General features: G+C 47.5%; 12 protein-coding genes. 6 read left to right on the top strand and 6 right to left on the bottom strand.

The features are described 5' to 3' along the window. Positions 1-333: 333 nt before the first annotated feature. From ACOCLE_RS14955 to ACOCLE_RS14935, 5 genes are all read left to right on the top strand, one after another. A complete protein-coding gene (locus tag ACOCLE_RS14955) occupies positions 334-744 on the top strand; it encodes an SPOR domain-containing protein (RefSeq protein WP_419533140.1) in 411 nt (136 codons plus the stop codon). 63 nt (positions 745-807) lie between these two features. Then, the gene (tnpC, locus tag ACOCLE_RS14950) at positions 808-2,313 is read left to right on the top strand and encodes an IS66 family transposase (RefSeq protein ID WP_419532963.1); all 1,506 of its coding nucleotides are present in this window, start codon (positions 808-810) and stop codon (positions 2,311-2,313) included. Between the two features lie 56 nt (positions 2,314-2,369). Next, positions 2,370-5,882 (top strand): Ig-like domain-containing protein, encoded by a 3,513-nt coding sequence (locus ACOCLE_RS14945; protein ID WP_419533139.1) that lies wholly within the window; start codon positions 2,370-2,372, stop codon positions 5,880-5,882. A gap of 68 nt (positions 5,883-5,950) precedes the next feature. Continuing rightward, positions 5,951-7,231: an ISKra4 family transposase gene (locus tag ACOCLE_RS14940; protein WP_419532972.1), complete on the top strand. Its 1,281-nt coding sequence runs from the start codon at positions 5,951-5,953 to the stop codon at positions 7,229-7,231. A gap of 76 nt (positions 7,232-7,307) precedes the next feature. Further along, positions 7,308-10,736, top strand: a complete 3,429-nt coding sequence (locus tag ACOCLE_RS14935; protein WP_419533138.1) for an Ig-like domain-containing protein — start codon at positions 7,308-7,310, stop codon at positions 10,734-10,736. Positions 10,737-10,918: 182 nt separating this feature from the next. Here the strand turns inward: ACOCLE_RS14935 and ACOCLE_RS14930 are convergent, their stop codons facing one another. Further along, positions 10,919-11,260, bottom strand: coding sequence for a hypothetical protein (locus ACOCLE_RS14930; protein ID WP_419533137.1), 342 nt, complete (start codon positions 11,258-11,260; stop codon positions 10,919-10,921). Positions 11,261-11,673: 413 nt separating this feature from the next. On the opposite strand from ACOCLE_RS14930, the gene ACOCLE_RS14925 reads away from it, so the two are divergent. After that, positions 11,674-12,105, top strand: coding sequence for a YkgJ family cysteine cluster protein (locus tag ACOCLE_RS14925; protein ID WP_419533136.1), 432 nt, complete (start codon positions 11,674-11,676; stop codon positions 12,103-12,105). 78 nt (positions 12,106-12,183) lie between these two features. Here ACOCLE_RS14925 and ACOCLE_RS14920 read toward each other — a convergent pair whose 3' ends face one another. From ACOCLE_RS14920 to ACOCLE_RS14900, 5 genes are all read right to left on the bottom strand, one after another. Next, complete coding sequence (locus ACOCLE_RS14920; RefSeq protein ID WP_419533135.1) at positions 12,184-12,471, bottom strand: carbohydrate porin; 288 nt, start codon at positions 12,469-12,471, stop codon at positions 12,184-12,186. Next, a complete protein-coding gene (gene lamB, locus ACOCLE_RS14915; protein ID WP_419533134.1) occupies positions 12,468-13,994 on the bottom strand; it encodes a maltoporin LamB in 1,527 nt (508 codons plus the stop codon). The genes ACOCLE_RS14920 and lamB overlap by 4 nt, the downstream gene beginning before the upstream one ends. Positions 13,995-14,084: 90 nt before the next feature. Continuing rightward, positions 14,085-14,576 (bottom strand): DUF2244 domain-containing protein, encoded by a 492-nt coding sequence (locus ACOCLE_RS14910; RefSeq protein ID WP_419533133.1) that lies wholly within the window; start codon positions 14,574-14,576, stop codon positions 14,085-14,087. A gap of 57 nt (positions 14,577-14,633) precedes the next feature. Next, complete coding sequence (malQ, locus tag ACOCLE_RS14905) at positions 14,634-16,847, bottom strand: 4-alpha-glucanotransferase (RefSeq protein ID WP_419533132.1); 2,214 nt, start codon at positions 16,845-16,847, stop codon at positions 14,634-14,636. A gap of 15 nt (positions 16,848-16,862) precedes the next feature. Continuing rightward, on the bottom strand, positions 16,863-17,999 hold the full coding sequence (locus ACOCLE_RS14900; protein WP_419533131.1) for an ABC transporter ATP-binding protein: 1,137 nt from the start codon (positions 17,997-17,999) through the stop codon (positions 16,863-16,865). Between the last annotated feature and the right edge of the window lies 1 nt (position 18,000).

Here is an 18,000-nt window from a genome sequence, read left to right as displayed (position 1 = left end):
AGAATAGCTCACAAGGGGAGAGTGCTCTTAAAGTGAAAATATGAATAGCTTGCAAGGCAGGGTCTGTTTACGAGTGTTTTATAATGGGTAGTGCAATATATTCAGTAAAATATTATCTATTCGAATTATCGTTTACTTGTCGTTAGTTTTATGGGCTGATTTGAGGTTTCTGCTTTAGATCTCAGAGATTGAATTTCGATAAAATGTAAAATGTTCGTGGACTTCTATCTCAAAATTGCCATTTTCAAATTCCTATTCTATTACTTCTTCAGGTGATTTCCCCCTCTTCTTTATTTCATTTCTAAATAGCTTTTCAGCTTTGACTACTTAGACATGTTTAGAAAAATTGTCGCTTATTTGTTAGTGGCGCTTCAGTTATTTATAAGTCCACTGTCTTATGCATTCCCAGTTCTGACGTACCTTGGGGCCGATGTAGGTATGTATTTTTCATCAACGGCAAGTGAGGGGCTTATTTCATCGAGCTCAACGGAAGACATTTATTTTCATGTTTATAAAGGTATTAAACCTCGAGATTCTTATATCAAGTGGCTGGAAATGACGGTTAAGAAGGTGAATCCAGATTTTAAGGTCAGAATGGTTACATCCAATATTGGACGGCAGGGTGGCCATTATCGCGTATTGGTTGGGCCTGCTGATAGAGTTGATGTTGCAGAGGTTGAAAAGTCATTAAAAGCTCTGGGAGTTGATAACTTTCCTAGTAACTATTCAGCACCCTTCATATAAATCTGGAATTTTCTGATTTTTCGACCATCATCTTATACTCAATTTTTCTAACAAATCTCCAGTATGGAACCAGACTTCCCAGCTACTCCGTTTACCGAAGCTCTCCTTAAAGAGAATGAAGAGCTTCGGACCGAGAATGCGCTTTTACGGGAACGTTGCAGCGAACTGGAAGAAAGGGTTAATAAAAACAGTCAAAACAGTAGTAAGCCACCATCGTCAGATGGTTATCAAAAGCCCAGTAAAAAAGGGAGTGATAAAGGTGATACATCTTCCAAAGAAGCCCCCTGCTCCTCACAGGAAACACCGAACCCCAAAAGCCTTAGACCATCTTCAGGCAATAAACCAGGTGGCCAGAAAGGTCATCAAGGCTCTTGTTTGAGACGTGTCGCCTTACCCGATTATGTCAGGCATCTGAAGGTTGAAAAATGTTGCTGTTGCCAGTCTTCGCTTATCGATATTAAACCCACCAAATACATTGAGCGACAGGTTTTTGATCCAGGTAGACCCGGAGAATTTGAAGTTACCGCGTACTGGGCAGACGTTAAAGTATGTCCTTGTGGTAAACGGAACACCGCTGAGTTTCCCCAAGGAGTGAAAGCCGCTGCTCAATACGGAGAAGTGACTCAGGCAATGGCTGTTCATTTAAACCAGTATCACTTCATCCCATATCACCGGGTGTCTGAGTATTTCAATACTATTTATTGCATGAGTGTCAGCGCAGGCTCTGTTGCCAATTTTGTTGCCTATACCCATGAGAACCTGGCCTCTACTGAGCAGAGTATCCGCGATGCTTTACAAGAAAGTCCGGTTGCAGGAGCGGATGAAACTGGCATGCGGGTTGACGGTTCACTGTGGTGGTTACACATTATGCGAGATGACCAATGGACGCTTTACTACCTCTCAGAAAGGCGAGGTTGTGAAGCAATGGATGCAATGGGCATCCTGCTGACTTTTGCAGGCATTCTGGTTCACGATCATTGGAAGTCCTACTTTGCCTATGCGGCAGTGCATGTGCTTTGTAATGCCCATCATCTGAGAGAGCTTCAGGGAGTTGTCGATAGGGATGCGAATAAGCTGGCTCTGCGGCTGATGAAATTGCTTACGCTCTCCTGGCACTTCTGCAAGAAATACAAAGCAGCCGGTCTGACTCAAATGCCTGGTGCAATACAGCTTCGCATTGAGACGATATACGACCAAATCCTTCAAAGGGCTCTCACGAAGGAAACCGCTTATATGGAAAAACAACGACAGGTGCTTGGACGTAAGAAGGTCAGGAATACCAAGGCCTACAACCTGTTCAAAAGGCTTATTGAGTTTAAGGTTGAAACGTTGCGCTTCATGTCGGACTTTTCAATTCCCTTCGATAACAATGGCAGTGAACGTGATGCCAGGATGGCCAAACTTAAGCAGAAGATCTCAGGCTGCTTCAGAAGCGAAGACGGAGGTACCATGTTTACCCGAATCCGAAGCTATTTATCATCTGCTAAAAAGCAGGGGTTGAACATATTTCAGGCGCTTCTTAAAGCGGTTCGAAATTACAACAATACGCCTTTGCTGGGTGCTGAATAGTTACCTTCTATTTTCCTCTTTCTCAATGGAAAGGCAGTCATGACCAGTTTGTCTCATTGGAAAACTGGGTTTTGATGGAGCGTCCTGCCAGAGCGGTGGATGTTGGAATCACGGGATACTTGCCTGATTTTCCATGGTTGTCGATTACTGCAAACTATCAGCAGTTTTTTGGGGAAATGATTGAGGTCAGTACGGGAAATGATCCTCTGAAAGATCCCTACCAGTTGGACGTCGCCCTGAACTACCAGCCAGTTCCACTTCTGACATTCAATGCAGGTTACTCCAGGGAGAAAGGAGGAGAAAAAGGGTTGACGGTAGGTGCGAGCGTGACCTACGTCTTTGGTGTTCCCTTTGAAAAGCAAATTGATCCAGGTGAGGTCGGGGTATCAAAATCTCTGGATGTTCAGCTCTTCAAACTGGTGGAGCGAGACCATAATATTCGTCTTGAGTACCGCAAAAAAGAACCCGCTTTTATTGCCCGATTTACACAAAGCCAGTATGTGGTGATGGAGGGTAGTGACAATAACCTGAGCTCCTGGCTGATACTCAGTAACCCGACTGAGGTGTCAAGTATCCGATATTCTGGTACTGCCATTACAGGCGTTCCAGCTGGCAGTGGAGTGATACAAAGAGATCAGATTGATTATTTCCATGCCCCTGCTTACCAGCGTCAAACCAGTGCAGACAGCAACCAGTACCAGTTGACGGGGGTCGTCACATTGAAGAATGGGCAGGTGATTTCTACACCACCTGCTGCGATTACGATCAAACCCAGTGAGACCATTGCCAGTCTGGTCCAACGTGGTAGCCCGGTAGAGCCTGATGGTGAGGCATTCATACTGGTAACAGCCATGGTGGAAGATGCTGATCATCACCCTCTGGCTGGGCAGACCGTGTCTTTCTCTCAAATACCTAACATAACCATAACCGACGAGGGGAGCAGTACTACCGATACCAACGGGCAGGTCACCAAAAAAGTCACTTGTTCCAAGGCGGGGACTTATACCGTCGTGGCTGAGTTCCATGAGCAGAGCCGATCAGTTGATGTGGTATTCAGTGACCGGCCATCACCACCGCCAGGCGATCTGTCTGATGCCTACTCTTCAATGGCCGCAAGTGGTAGCCCGGCTCTGGCGGATGGAACGGCTCCAGTTACAGTGACTGTCACCTTGAAAAATGACGATGACAATCCAGTGTCGGGGCAAACTGTGACCTTCCCTGAGGTGCTCGAGCTGACCATTACTCCTCAAAATACGACCACTGATGAGCATGGTCAGGTCACCGCACTGGTTACCAGTTCTAAGTCAGGTATTTACTCTGTGACTGCTGTATCTAATGATCAGAGCCGCTCTGTGGATTTGGTTTTCAAGGCAAACTCCGCAACAGCAGACATTTCCAATAGCCATTCAACGGTCATTATCAATAAAGATTCAGCGATCGCTGATGGAGCTGATACTGCTTTCATAGCCGCTACGTTGAAGGATGCGTACGGTAATCCAGTCTCTGGTGAGGTGGTAACCTTCCCGGATGTGCAGGGTTTGACGATTTTCAAGCCTGTTAAAACCACTGATGAAAATGGACAGGTTTTTGCAGATATCACCAGTACAGTAGCTGGTACTTATACAGTGTCTGCAGAATATGGCGGTAAAACCAGACCTGCTACGGTGACATTTACTGCCAATACGGCGACGGCAGACATCACTAATGATTATTCTTCGCTGGAGGAAACTGGAAGCCCGGCTGTGGCTGATGGTATCTCCACTATTTCGGTAACCGCGACCCTGAAAGATGCAGATGGGAACCCTGTTGCTGGTCAGGCAATTCATTTCCCAGAAGTGGTAGGTATAACAATTTCCGAATCTAGCGGTATGACGGATGATAATGGTCAGGTAGTGACTGATGTGACCAGCACTCTTGCTGGTAACTATACAGTCCAGACCGTATATGGCGGCAAGTCACGGTCTCTTGATATTACTTTCATTGCCAACGCAGCGACAGCGGATATTACCAATACCCATTCCAGCGTAACGGAAACCCACAGCCCGGCATTGGCCGATGCAACCGACGCGGTAACGGTAACTGCAACGCTAATGGATGCTGATGGTAATCCTGTCTCTGGAGAAACGATTACCTTCCCGGCAGTAGCGGATTTGAGGATCGTCGAACAGACCGCCACAACCGATGAGCAGGGGCAGGCTGTGGCGAAAGTGACCAGTACTGTAGCTGGTGTCTACACCGTGGCTGCAGAATATAAAGGGAAGACCCGGGCTGTGGATATTTCTTTTATCGCTAATCCGGCCACGGCAGACATAACCAACTCACACTCCACCGTGACAGAAGTAGGCAGCCCATCACTGGCAGATGGCAATGCAGTGATTGAAGTGACCGTAGCGCTGAAAGACGCTTATGGTAACCCGGTAGCTAACCAGATGGTCACCTTCCCTGAGGTCGTCGGTTTGAAGATTGCTGAGCAGGCCTTGACTACGGATGCTGCAGGTCAGGTCAGGGTGAATGTGACCAGTACGGTTGCCGGAACCTATTCTTTAGGTGCTGAATATCAGGGAAAAAGTCGGTCGGTTCAAGTGATCTTTATTGCAAACCCGGCAACAGCAGATATTACCAACAGTCATTCCTCTGTAACTGAGACCAGCAGCCCTGCTCTGGCTGATGGAAATGCAATCGTTACTGTGACAGCGACATTGAAAGATGCCGATGGAAACCCCGTACCTGATCAGGAGGTTGCGTTCCCGGCTGTGAGCGGGCTGACCATCACGGAACAGAGCTCTACCACGAATACTGATGGTCAGGTCATCGCCAGTGTGACCAGTAAAATGGCAGGTACATACTCTGTTGCTGCAGAGTACAGAGGAAAAAGCCGGGCAGTTGAGGTCGTCTTCAACGCCAACCCGGCAACAGCAGATATCACCAATGATTATTCCACCTTTACGGCCACGGGTAGCCCAGCTCTGGCAGATGGCTCTGCCGTCATTACCGTGACTGCGACGTTGAAGGATGCCGATGGAAACCCTGTGCCCAATCAGGCTGTGACCTTCCCTGCTGTCACAGGTCTTAGCATTACTGAACAGAACGGTGTTACAAACGACGATGGAAAGGTATTTGTCGGTGTGACCAGTTTCACGGCAGGTACTTACCCTGTGTCTGTAGAGCACAATGGCAAGAGCAGGACGGTGAATATCATCTTTACTGCAAATGCTGCTACGGCAGAGATTACCAATGACGATTCATCTGTTACTGAAAAAGGCAGCCCAGCTATAGCGGATGGACATGCACCTGTCGCGATAACAGTGGTACTGAAAGATGCTTATGGTAATCCAGTACCGGATCAGGAAATTGTTTTCCCTGCCGTTACTGGTTTAACCATGTCTTATCCGGACAATAAAACCAACGCTGATGGGCAAGTAATCGCCAGTTTTACCAGCACGGATGCTGGAGAATATTCAGTAGCTGCTGAGTACAAAGGTCAGGTCCGGCCAGTCACAATCTCTTTTACGGCGAATCCGGCTACCGCAGACATTACCAATGAGTATTCGAATGGGTGCTCTCTCTGAATGATTGAAACAATAGTGCTCTATTTTCACAGCTACTATGGGAACACCACTCATAATAGTTAACTGTCATGCCCGCTTCTGTTATTTCCAGCTCTACCAAAAGCATCGTTTTGCAAATTGAAGTTTCTATAGATTCAGGCAACATGCTGAATCTTGAAGATAGTTTACAGCGTGCACTCAATGAAGCCGGGCAGCTTGGAACAAAAGAGTTATTGGGGCTATTTGAATCACCCAATAAAGAACCTATCGTCGTTAATCAGCAGAAGTGGAACTACAAAGGAAAGGTTCTTAAGCACTATGAAACCTTATACGGTCGTATACCTTTGGAGCGCTCCGTATATCAGGGTGTCAGAGGTGGCAGTACTCTGGCAGCACTTGATCTTCGTGCCGGTATTATTGGTTCAGCTACCCCCAAATTTGCCAAGTCTATCGCCTGGAAATACAGCCAGATGCCAGCGCCTGCGGTAAAAGAAGATTTTGAGACCAACCATCAAAGGACGCTTTCAAATTCTTATATCAAGCATTTATCGGACAGAGTAGGTGCATTAATTGAAGACCAGCAAGACACTCACTACCACCTTCCTCCACTAAAAGAGCCTGTTGAAACAATAGCCATTGGTCTGGATGGAACCTGCATGCTGCTTTGTGAAGAAGGCTGGAGGGAAGCCATGTGTGGGACATTGAGCCTATATTCTGCAGATGGAGACAGGCTCCACACGATATATACAGCCAGTTCGCCAGAGTATGGTAAACAAAGCTTTATGAGCAAGCTCGACGAGGAGATTGCAGATCTAAAACGACTCTACCCAAATGCCACATACATCGGGGTAGCTGACGGGGCTAGAGAAAACTGGAGTTATTTGAAACAACATACCTCTGGGCAGATACTCGATTTTTATCATGCATCTGAATATTTAGCTGGAGCAGCGGAAGCACTGTTTCCAACCAGTAAGGCGAAGCGACACCAGTGGCTTGAAGACAGGCTACATAGTTTGAAAAACAAGCGTGGAGCAGCCAAAAAAATCCTTCAGGAAATTGAATCAGCCGAGCTCCCGAAAAAGACAATCGCACTGACAGAGAAGCGCTACAAAGCTGTGAGCTATTTTACAAACAATCACCAGTTAATGAATTATCATCAGGCGCTTAAACGCCATTGGCCAATAGGTTCAGGAGTTACTGAAGCGGCTTGTAAGACTCTGGTAAAGCAACGATTATGTGGTTCTGGAATGAGGTGGAAAGCAACAGGAGCGGAAGTGCTTTTGACAACAAGAGCACTGATCCAGAGTAAGGGGCGCTGGGAACAACTTTGGTCTGAGTTCATGACTGGAAAGGTTGAAGCTAACCTATGAGTCAGTTATCAAATTGAGAGAGCACCCTTCGAATACATCAGAGGTCGGAAGCCCAGCCCTTGCTGACGGCCATTCAGTGATTACGGTAACCGCAACATTGAAAGATAGCAGAGGGAATCCAGTTCCTGACCAGATAGTTACCTTTCCGTCAGTTCCCGGGGTAACAATTTCTGAGCCAGACAATAAAACCAATGCTGAGGGGCAGGTTGTCGCCAGTGTTGTCAGTACCAGAGCAGGTAATTACACGGTGCTTGCGGAGCACAATGGTAAAACGCGTCCCATCGACATCAGCTTTACTGCCAATTCAGCAACTGCTGATATCGAGAATAACCATTCCAGCGTCATTGAAACGGCCAGCCCAGCCGTGGCCGATGGAATTGATAGTATTACCGTAACTGCAACGCTTATGGATGCAGAAGGTAATCCAGTCTCTGGTCAAATGGTTACCTTTCCTGCAGTGGATCACCTGAATATCAGCGAGAGCACATCAACGACGAATGCGAATGGTCAGGTTGTGGCTATGGTAACTTCGACGGTGGCGGGAACGTATTCGGTTTCTGCTGAATACAATGGTAAGCAACGAGCGGTATCCATTGTCTATACCGATAATCCTGCCACGGCAGACATCACGAATGCTCATTCCAGCGTGATAGAAACGGGGAGTCCTGCATTGGCAGATGGAAGTGCTGTTATCAAAGTAGTGGCCACATTAAAAGATGCATACGGCAATCCTGTACCTGATGCAGCTGTTACCTTCCCGTCTATTCCCGGGTTGAGCATTGCGCAGCAGAACGCTACAACCAATGCTGATGGTGAGATAGAAGCGCTTGTCACCAGTACAGCGGCGGGCACTTATGCCGTTGCAGCTTCTTATAAAGGTAAAAACCAGCCTGTTGATATCTCTTTTACAGCGGATCCGGCCACCGCGGATATTGCCAATACCTTCTCAAGCGTGATAGAGATCGGAAGCCCGGCTCTGGCTGATGGGAATGCAGTGATTACTGTGACTGCAACTTTGAAAGACGCGTATGGGAACCCTGTACCGGGTCAAAAGGTCACTTTCCCGGATGTTGCCGGACTAACGATTACCGAGCAGAATTCGATCACCAATGCCGAGGGGCAGGTCGTAGCCATTGTTCTGAGTATGGTTGAGGGGGATTACACCGTAAGTGCGGACTTTAAGGGTAAAACCCGTTCTGTAAGTGTCAGTTTTTCCGATAATCCTGCGACAGCTGATATCGCTAATGTCTATTCAAGTCTGGTTGAAACGGGGAGTCCAGCTATAGCCAATGGCTCCACGGTTATTACGGCAACCGCCACGCTAATGGATGAGCATGGAAACCCTGTCCCTAATGAAAGCGTCACCTTTCCAGAAGTGCCAGGTTTAACCATTACTCAGAGAGCCGCAATGACAGACCAGCATGGACAGGTAATGGCAGACATTACCTGTACTAAAGCAGGAAGTTACCAGGTTGCTGCCAGCTATAAAGGTAAGTCGCGTTCTGTGGCGGTGGCCTTTACGGCTGATCCGGCGACAGCAGATATTACGAATGCCTATTCATTGTTAACTGACATCGGTAGCCCAGCTGTGGCTGATGGCACTTCTGAAGTTTCAGTTATAGCAACGTTAGCTGATGAGAATGGCAATCCGGTTTCTGGTCAGACTGTTACTTTCCCTGCCGTCAGCGGGCTGACAATCGCTGAAGATACGTTAAAAACAAACGATGATGGACAGGTAGAAGCCAAAGTGAGCAGTGTTTTGGCGGGTACATACCCGGTTGTTGCTGAATACAATGGTAAAAGGAGAGCGGTAAATATTGTTTTTGAAGCGGACGTGTCAACCGCTGAGATCAATAATGCCTATTCCAGCATGACAGAGGCGGGGAGTCCTGCTCTGGCAGATGATTCAGCAGTTATTAGCATAACAGCGACATTGAGGGATGCTCATGGTAATCCGGTTTCTGGACAGGCGATTGTTTTCCCTGCAGTTGTTGACTTGAACATCAGTGAAAATGCGATGACCACTAATGCAGATGGCCAGGCTACCATCCAGGCCACCAGCAGCAGGGCTGGCACTTACTCGGTTGTTGCTGAATACAAGGGGAATACAAAGTCGGTAGACGTAACCTTTGATGCCAATCCTGTAACAGCATCAATAGCTGGCATAAGTGAACTGGGCAGCCCTGCACTGGCTGATGGTTCGGCTCCAATTGCTGTAACAGTGACAGTAGAGGATGCGGATGGTAACCCTGTGATTGGTCAGACAGTTAACTTTCCTGCGCTTGAAGGCTTACGTTTCACTGAACCCTTACAAGCAACAGATATGAATGGCCAGGTAACTGCACGAGTAACGAGTACTCAAGCTGGAGACTATTTGGTTAAGGCTGAGTTGAATGGCTCGGTGAAGTCTATCAATGTTACGTTTAATGCCAATCCGGAAACAGCTGAAATTACCAGTATCGTTGAAAGTGGTAGCCCATCGTCGGCTGATGGAACTGACGGCATTGTGGTCACCGCAACGTTGAAAGATGCTGACGGAAATCCGGTTCCAGGGCAGGCTGTTACTTTCCCAAGTGTTCCTGGCTTAACGATAGTTGAACATGCTCGAGTGACCAATGCCGATGGCAGGGTAGCCGCGAGTATAACCAGTACGATAGCTGATACGTACACGGTTACTGCGGACTATCAAGGTAATAGCCGCTCCATTGACGTTGTTTTCAAGGCCAATCAGGCAACTGCTCAGATCATCAGTATTACTGGCATTGGCAGTCCTGCGATTGCGGATGGTAGTACGCTGGTTAAGGTGACTGCTACGGTGAAAGATGCCGAGGGTAATCCTGTATCGAATCAAATTGTGAGCTTTCCTCCTGTGCCAGGCTTAACACTGAAGGGCTCTGGAGATGTCTCAAATGATGAGGGTCAGGTGAATGTCGATGCTACCAGTGTTAAGGCCGGGGCTTATACAATCTCCGCAGAATACAAAGGGAAAACATTGTCCACTGAGGTGAGTTTTGTAGCAGGTCCTGCCAGGTCCGTAGCATTGTCATCAGTGACAGGGGATCTGATTGCGGATGGCTCAGCAACAAAGAATTTGGTAGCGACAGTTACTGATGCTGATGACAATCCGGTTGAGAATGTTAAGGTAACATTCAGTGTACCAGCAGACTCTCGGGCCGTTCTTGGTGCATCAGAGGTTCATACCAATGCAGATGGGCAAGCCGTTACCAGTATTAAGGGCAACACTGTCGGTACCATCCCTGTTTCTGCAAAAATCGCTGTTAATGACAGACCTTCAGGAGCCTCTGCACGAACAAAAGTGGTATTTGTAGCAGGTCGCTCGTCATCGGAGAGCGCTGCTGATAGGAGCCCTGCTGTAATGGCAAGAGAAAGACCTGCGCCCTTAGATATTAATCAACCAGTTTCTTCTGTCGTCATTTTTGAAGAGCCAGATTCTGCAGAGGTTATTATTGAGGCGCCCGACTCTGCTGAATTAAATCTGTGGTAGGTTATATCACTCTTGAAGCTTATCTGGTTAAAACAAACAGATGACTGATCAATCTGGTTGCTCGTGAAAAAAGCAATTTTCTGTTATTGGAAGTTTAAGCTCATTGCTACTGATTGTGAGAGCATCGATACACAAAAGGATCCAGGTCAAGCTCCCACGCTGAACGTGGGAGCTAAAGGCCATCAATCAAAATAAAAGACTGCACTCCCCATCTGGGACCACTTGTATTCGTTTTTTTGTTTTTTAGCGGCTTCAGCCTTTTCTAATAGCTCTGACAGATCAGGAGCTGATTGATGGAGCTCTTTGTTAGTCGTTTCAGGTGTCTGGTTTAACTGAAGAGAAACGAAGCATTGGCTAAGTATGGCCTGAGTTTCCGGGTTATCACTGATATCGCGGTAATGCAGTAACTGTTCTACAAGGCGTTCATCTGAGAGGTGCAGGATTTCATTAAATTCTGCACGTATTAAGCGTCTTGCTGCCAGCAGCTGTTCCAGAGTGGATTTGGACAGGTTGAGTGTGGACACTATCGTGAGCCCTCATTCTATTTCTTATCACTAAGGGGTAGCAGTCATCCAGTTCAGCCATACCGCGGGTAACGGGCGCATTGCGATGCGAAAGGCTTTCTGAATGCAAATCAAGTGTGGGACATGGCTGCTGATCAAGTGCAATGTGGAACTTCAGCATATGCCCATAGTCTAAAATGGCCGTGCTGTTTGTCATTGGAATGTGGAAACAGATTCCTACCCTGACAAATCAAATTATTACTGGCTGAAGGATCTCAGGAAAGTGTTTTTTGAGCAATGATAAAGTGGCTACTAACAGGTCATCCTAATGACACAGGTCACATATATTTCTTGTTCGGGACATTCGCTATTGATCCCCTGGCAAAGTACGATAGTTCATAAAATAACAGATAGTAATCTTCGTTGTGTTGGATATGGTTAATCGGATCGAAACTAAGGACATTACCTCTACCAATAAATGCGATCATTGTTCTTCATTGTGTTGCTCATACATTACCCAGGAGCTGGATACTCCCCGTAGCATGCATGCTTTTGATGTATTGCTCTGGCAGGTTGCGCATAAGGGGGTTCATGTTTTTAAGGATGGTAATGGCTGGTATCTGCTCTGTGAGACCCAGTGTGAGTTTCTGTTGCCGCATAATCGCTGTGGTATCTATGAAAGGCGCCCTATTATCTGCCGTGAACACAGCAACGAAGCCTGTGAGATTGATGCTCCGATCAATGACGGCTGTGAGCTGTATTTTCAGACTTATGAAGAGTTGGATGCCTATTGCCGCAAGCGCTTTAAAACCTGGGATAAGCGGCTGGAGAAATTTGAAGCGGAACAAGCGAAGAAGAAGCGATAAATTGGCTCCTCTGAAAGGGGAGCCTGAGTCTTGGGGAGTTGCAAATAGTAGGCTTCCTGGAAACCTACCTATGTTGGATTAGAACCAGATTTCCATTTGGGCACCGTATGTCCAGCCATCAGATGTGGTGCCGAAAGCATTTGCAATCTGTTCTCGTGTTGTATAAGTGTCAAAATACTCCAGACCGAGAGCATTACACTCTTCTGAATTGTTACAAGCATTGGTTCCCTTTTGCGGAGGCACTGCTGTGCCTGAATTATAACTGCTGGGGGTGTCCCAGTTTGCATAAGTGGCAAAGATTCGGATTTGTGGTCTTACCCAGTTACCAAACTGTGGGTGAAATTGCTGGGCAAGAGTGAACTTCAACAATTTACTTTGAAAAGGCCGCTGCTAACCAGGTTGGTGCCATCGGAAAAAGAAGAGCTGGCATTCTTGACCTGATCGTAGCCAAGTTCAATTGTTGTGCTGGTCAGGTCATTCCAGTTCCAGGAAGGGCGGACGCCAGCGGTATACCATGTTGTTTTATTGCCGTATTGCGGGTAGAACTGTTTGTCATATTTAACTTCTGTGATGCCAAGAACGTACATCATGTCCAGTTTTGGCATTAAGGAGATGGCTCCATGGTCAAGCACTCTCCAGAGTTTATTGCCTTTATACCAGTCAGTGGTTTGCATATAGCTACCGGCGGTTCCGGTGCCGGGCCCGGTCATGGCGTCGGTCGCGTATTGAACAACAAATTTGTTAAAGCCACCCATTACATCCCACGTCAGCTCACCGGTGAACATCCAGCCGTTTTTATCAAAATAACCTTTAGTGTGCTCGTTAGGTGGTGTACCAACCGTCAGTCTGTCGGGAGGACTGCCGACGCCATAATCCAATCCAAGCTCCAGCTTCAGATTGTGCATGAGTTCGATGTCATTCCAGCGAAAATCCAGAATATTGGTCGTGATTTTTTCAGTTTCATAGGCATAGTTTCCTGCTGAGCCAGCCCAGGTATCATACTTCACACCGTTCTGGTTCCTAACCCAGGCGACATCCAGCTTGCCCATGCCGACATCAATATTCTCAATACCTACACCTGGGCCAGACACGTTCCAATAGTAGTAATCGATCATATGGACATCATGGCGATTATAGAGACGCTTGCCGACCCACAGGGTTGAACCTGGAAGTGCATCGCCAAAGACGCCTTTTGCTTTCAGATTCATTTCCCGAACAGCGGGCTCGGTAGTTTCATAGTCATCCTGCTGGGCAACTTTGTAAGCAATGTTGGTATCCAGGTAAAACTGCACACCATCCTGATCAAAAAGGTTCGCGCCAAACTTCATCTCTGCATAAGTTTCGCACTCATTACCCAGACGGTATTTCGAGGGAGCCCCTGCTGCCTTAAAGCATAACTGTTGGCCACCTTTGTCAGTGCTGCCTATACCTGAACGGGCATAAGCGGTGAAGTCAATATCATCACCTGTAACTGCCATCGCGCAGGTTGAAGCTGACGCAATAGCCACTGCACCGCAGTACTGGCATGAGCGACGGGATACCGATGAAACCATTTCGGATAATGTTTTCAATCCGGTATTTGGAGTTGAAGGAGATTGATGCCTGGAAAGCATGTTTAGCCTACCTTGTGTGTTTCTCTGGCTCCGGCTTTCTTTATCATCATGCCGTTCATTGAACGCGTGATGTTGTTGAAATAGCCGCGTCACTCTTTGTAAACGGGCGTACATAAAAGCAGATAGCCGTCGGTTAATGTGTGTTGAAAAAGCAAGGCCTGCTTTCCGTGCAGGAAAAGGAGTAATAGGCGCGTCGTATAAATTCGACTGTATTGAATGACTTAACACAGCGTCGACGAAAGGTTGTTGGGTATCCCGATTTTTTATCTCTGGCATAGAACCACCTAGCCAGAGTCTTTTAAGAATTTAGTTCAGGGTTTAGAGATGGGCAAAAAAATGTTTACTTAATGAGCCATTTTTCTGAATTTAATAAGATATGTAGGCATTGCGGAGAAGCTTTTTCAGGCGATCAATCACGATGAGTTTATCCTGCCTGTTCAGAAAGGAGCCCAGCTCCAGCTCCTTACCGTGAGAGCGAAGGTGAACGGAAGGTGATTTCCATGGGTGGGACGCCTCGCGAATGATCAACTGGCACCACAAACGGTGGTAATGATGAGTGGTCAGTGGCTTATAAAATCCTTTTTGAATCGTGACCTGATGTTTTTGAAAAGTGATCAGCTCTTTTCGTTGTCGCTGCCACGCGCAGTAGTAGATGCCCGCAGATAATGCGATGACTTCCAGTATGGAAAAGGGCAGGATGGCTTTGGCACCTGCCAGATAGAAGCCGATAGCAATGGTCAGCGACAATGTGGCTATCAGCCCCAGTAACAGCAGGTTTTGTCGCCAGCTCATTGAGTTATTGGGCTGCAGAAGTATACTGCCATCCGTCCTTCCAGGAGGAAAATCTATCGTTACCATTACTCCTGTTTATATCAGATTAACAATGATTACAGGCATTGAAGTGAGTCAGGGTTTTCAGGCTTTGCGGGTTAAACCAAGGTTTTTGAAGAATACCTGATTTTCTTCACTGGCAAATATCTCGCTGATATTGCGGGTCAGCTTGCGGCTCCAGTTACGATACTCGCTGCTGGTACCGGGAACGTTCACCGGTGTATCCAGCTCAAGCACATCCTCCAGCTGGATCACAATGATTTTGGATGCGGTTTTGCCCAGGTAATAATGGATCTTTTCCATCAGCTCCCGGCTATAGCCCATGGAGCTTAAATCGCCAGGGGTTACACCGTACGGTGCTTCACCAATATGCTGAAGGGTTTTTAGCAGAGCCAGTTTGTCTTCATGTCGTGCAGCCTTTTCCTGCTCTGTTCTGGCGGCGTCGTAGATGCCAAGCTCCTGTCGTAAATCGAGGTCATTGCAGTTCCACCAGGCTCTGAGCGTTGGAATATCGTGATTGGAAATACAGGTCAGGGCACGTGGTTTGTACTTTTCGGGCGGTAGGAAATGATCTTCGATCCTAGAAAAGAGCACGACTTCGTTGGAGTAGAAATGGGCTGGTGGCAGCGCTGCTTCTATCTCTGGAGGCACGGTTCCCAGATCTTCACCAAAAATCAGGCACTGCTGTCGCTGGCTTTCCAGTTTAATGATGCCTAACAGGTCATTCAGTGGGTAATTAACGTAGACGCCATAGTCTGCGGTTTTATCCGGTGGGCACCACCAGAGCCGGAGTATTCCCATTACATGATCAATGCGCAGTGCTGCACAGTGCTGCATATTGGCATAAACCATATCGATAAATGTATAGGCCTGTTCCTGCATCAGATTAGGATCAAAGGGTGGTAGCCCCCAGTTCTGGCCCTGTGGTGCAACGGTATCGGGAGGTGCTCCAACGCTGGCGTTGAGAACATAGTTGTCCCGGTGTGCCCAGACATCTGCACCACCCCGGTCTACGCCAACGGCAAGATCCCGATAGATACCGACGCGCATGCCGGACTCTATAGCAGTCCGCTGAGCATCAGCCAGTTGCAGCTCTGCAATCCACTGCAGGTATGAATAAAATCGAATTCGCTCTTTTGACTGGGCAACAAAATCCTTCACATGTGGGCTGTCAGGATCCTGATAGTCTGCTGGCCAGCAGTTCCAGCCCCAGCTATTGATATCTCTGGACCTGAAATGCTCAAAGAGGGCTTCATAGGTGGCCTGAAGCTCAAGGTCTTTCCCTTTTTCTTCACAATAATGGCCAAAGTCCGCTGACCTGTAGGATTGATGGGCTTTGTCGTGTTTTTCAAAATGACGAAAAGCCATTTCGAGAACGGAAAATTTCAGAGAGGCAACCCGGTCATACTCCACATGTGAACAGTCCCTTGCTTTACGTAGCTGGCGTTGAAAGTCATCACTGCTTACATGTTGCTGTATTTCTGCTGAATCCTGATACTCTTTCAGGGCCGTAACATCGATATACAGGGGGTTAATAAAGTTCCGGCTTGATGGACTATAAGGGCTGCAATGCAGAGGGTTGGATGGGTAGAGTGAATGAATTGGGTTCAGGCCGACGATATCAGCGCCCTGTGGTCCGAGTTTGCTCACCAGCTGTTTAAGGTCACTGAAATCACCCATTCCCCAGTTGTTTTCTGAGCGAAGTGTGTAGAGCTGTACACTCACACCCCAGATTTTTTCGGTAGGCCCGGGTTGCTCAAAACTGAGGATATTTGGCTCGTAGCAGGTCTGTGGAGCAACGATCAGGCTGCAACTTTCTTGATGAGCACTTTCTTGATTCATAGAAAGGGTAAGGGATAGCTCATGGTAGCCTGCAGGAAGGTCTTCTGGCAGAGGGTAAAGCAGCCGTATCCGCTCCTGTTTGTCCACAGAGAGCCTGTCTTCTTCGGGAAGTTCTGACAGCTTGATGCTAAGTGGAATTGAGCGGCTGTCTTCCAGAGTGATTTCACCCTGTAGTGAATCATTCCGATGAGTTTCATCAACCTGAACGGGAATCGTAAACAGGTCTCCACAGTGCACCACGTGAACGACAGGGATCAATGATGACCATTGCTTTCTTAGAATGCCATCGATGGAGGCCTGTACTTCCAGTTCGTTATCAACGGCAACACCCATGGCTTTTAACGCATTCAGTTTATAGTCCGTCTCAATAGTGACTGGGTTGCCTGCTGCATCAATATAATGGGCGGGAATACCACAGAGCTCTGCCAGAGCATCAATCTGTTTAATCTCGTGCATGGTGGACTCACTAAGTTATTGATCAATCTCTGGTGCCCGGGTTCTATTGAAGGCAATGCCGTTGGCATCGAACAGATAACAATGTTCAGGGGGGAGTTCGACACGAATTCTGCTACCTTCTTCCCTGCGAAGGGAGTCTTCTACCCTCACAATAAAGTGCTCTCGAATAGTATCGTGGCTCATATAGATAAAGGACTCGGCTCCCAGTCGCTCCAGTGCTTCAATCCGTCCATCAACGGCATTGCCATTGTCGGTTTCCGCGAGGGTATGTTCCGGTCGAATACCTAACACAACGCGGGAGCTCAGATCTGCTTTGCTGGTATCGACAAAGGCTTTCAGTGTTTCTCCGGTAGTCAGGCGAATATGCGTCTCTTCCTCTCCACCTTTTTCAATCACACCATCAAAAAAGTTCATTTTGGGAGAGCCAATAAAACCGGCAACGAACAGATTGGCTGGATGGTGATAAAGTTTCAGTGGTTTACCTACCTGTTCAAGGTTGGTCGAAGCTCCCTGTGCCAGCGGACTCAATACCACGATCTGGTCGGCCAGCGTCATAGCTTCAACCTGATCATGAGTAACGTAGATGGACGTGGTTTGAAGTCGACGATGTAATCTGGCAATTTCCTGCCTCATCTGGACACGAAGGGCTACGTCAAGATTCGACAGAGGCTCATCAAACAGAAAGACCCTGGGTTGTTGAACAATGGAACGACCAATAGCGACCCGCTGTCGCTGACCTCCGGACATGGCTTTGGGTTTTCGCTCAAGAAGTGCCTGGAGCTGCAGGATTCGGGCGGCTTCATCGACTCGTTCATCGACAACGCTTTTTTTCGCTTTGGCCAGTTTCAGACCAAACCCCATATTTTCTGCAACGGACATATGGGGATAGAGGGCGTAAGACTGGAAGACCATGCCCACACGCCGCTCATTGGGTGGCCAGTCATTTACTTTTTCCCCATCAATGCTCAGTTCACCACTGGTGATATCTTCCAGTCCACAGATCATCCTCAGCAGAGTTGACTTCCCACAACCGGAAGGGCCGATAAAAGCAATAAATTCACCATTACCAATGTTCAGGTTGATGTCTTTCAGAGTCCAGGTTTGTCCCTGGTCATAACTTTTCGCAATGTTGACGAGTTTGACTTCTGCCATT

It is taken from the genome of Endozoicomonas sp. (genome assembly GCF_965196975.1).
Classification (GTDB): Bacteria; Pseudomonadota; Gammaproteobacteria; order Pseudomonadales; family Endozoicomonadaceae; genus Endozoicomonas.
The sequence above is the reverse complement of the archived record's forward strand: the minus strand, read 5'-3'. Positions and strand labels throughout refer to the sequence as shown.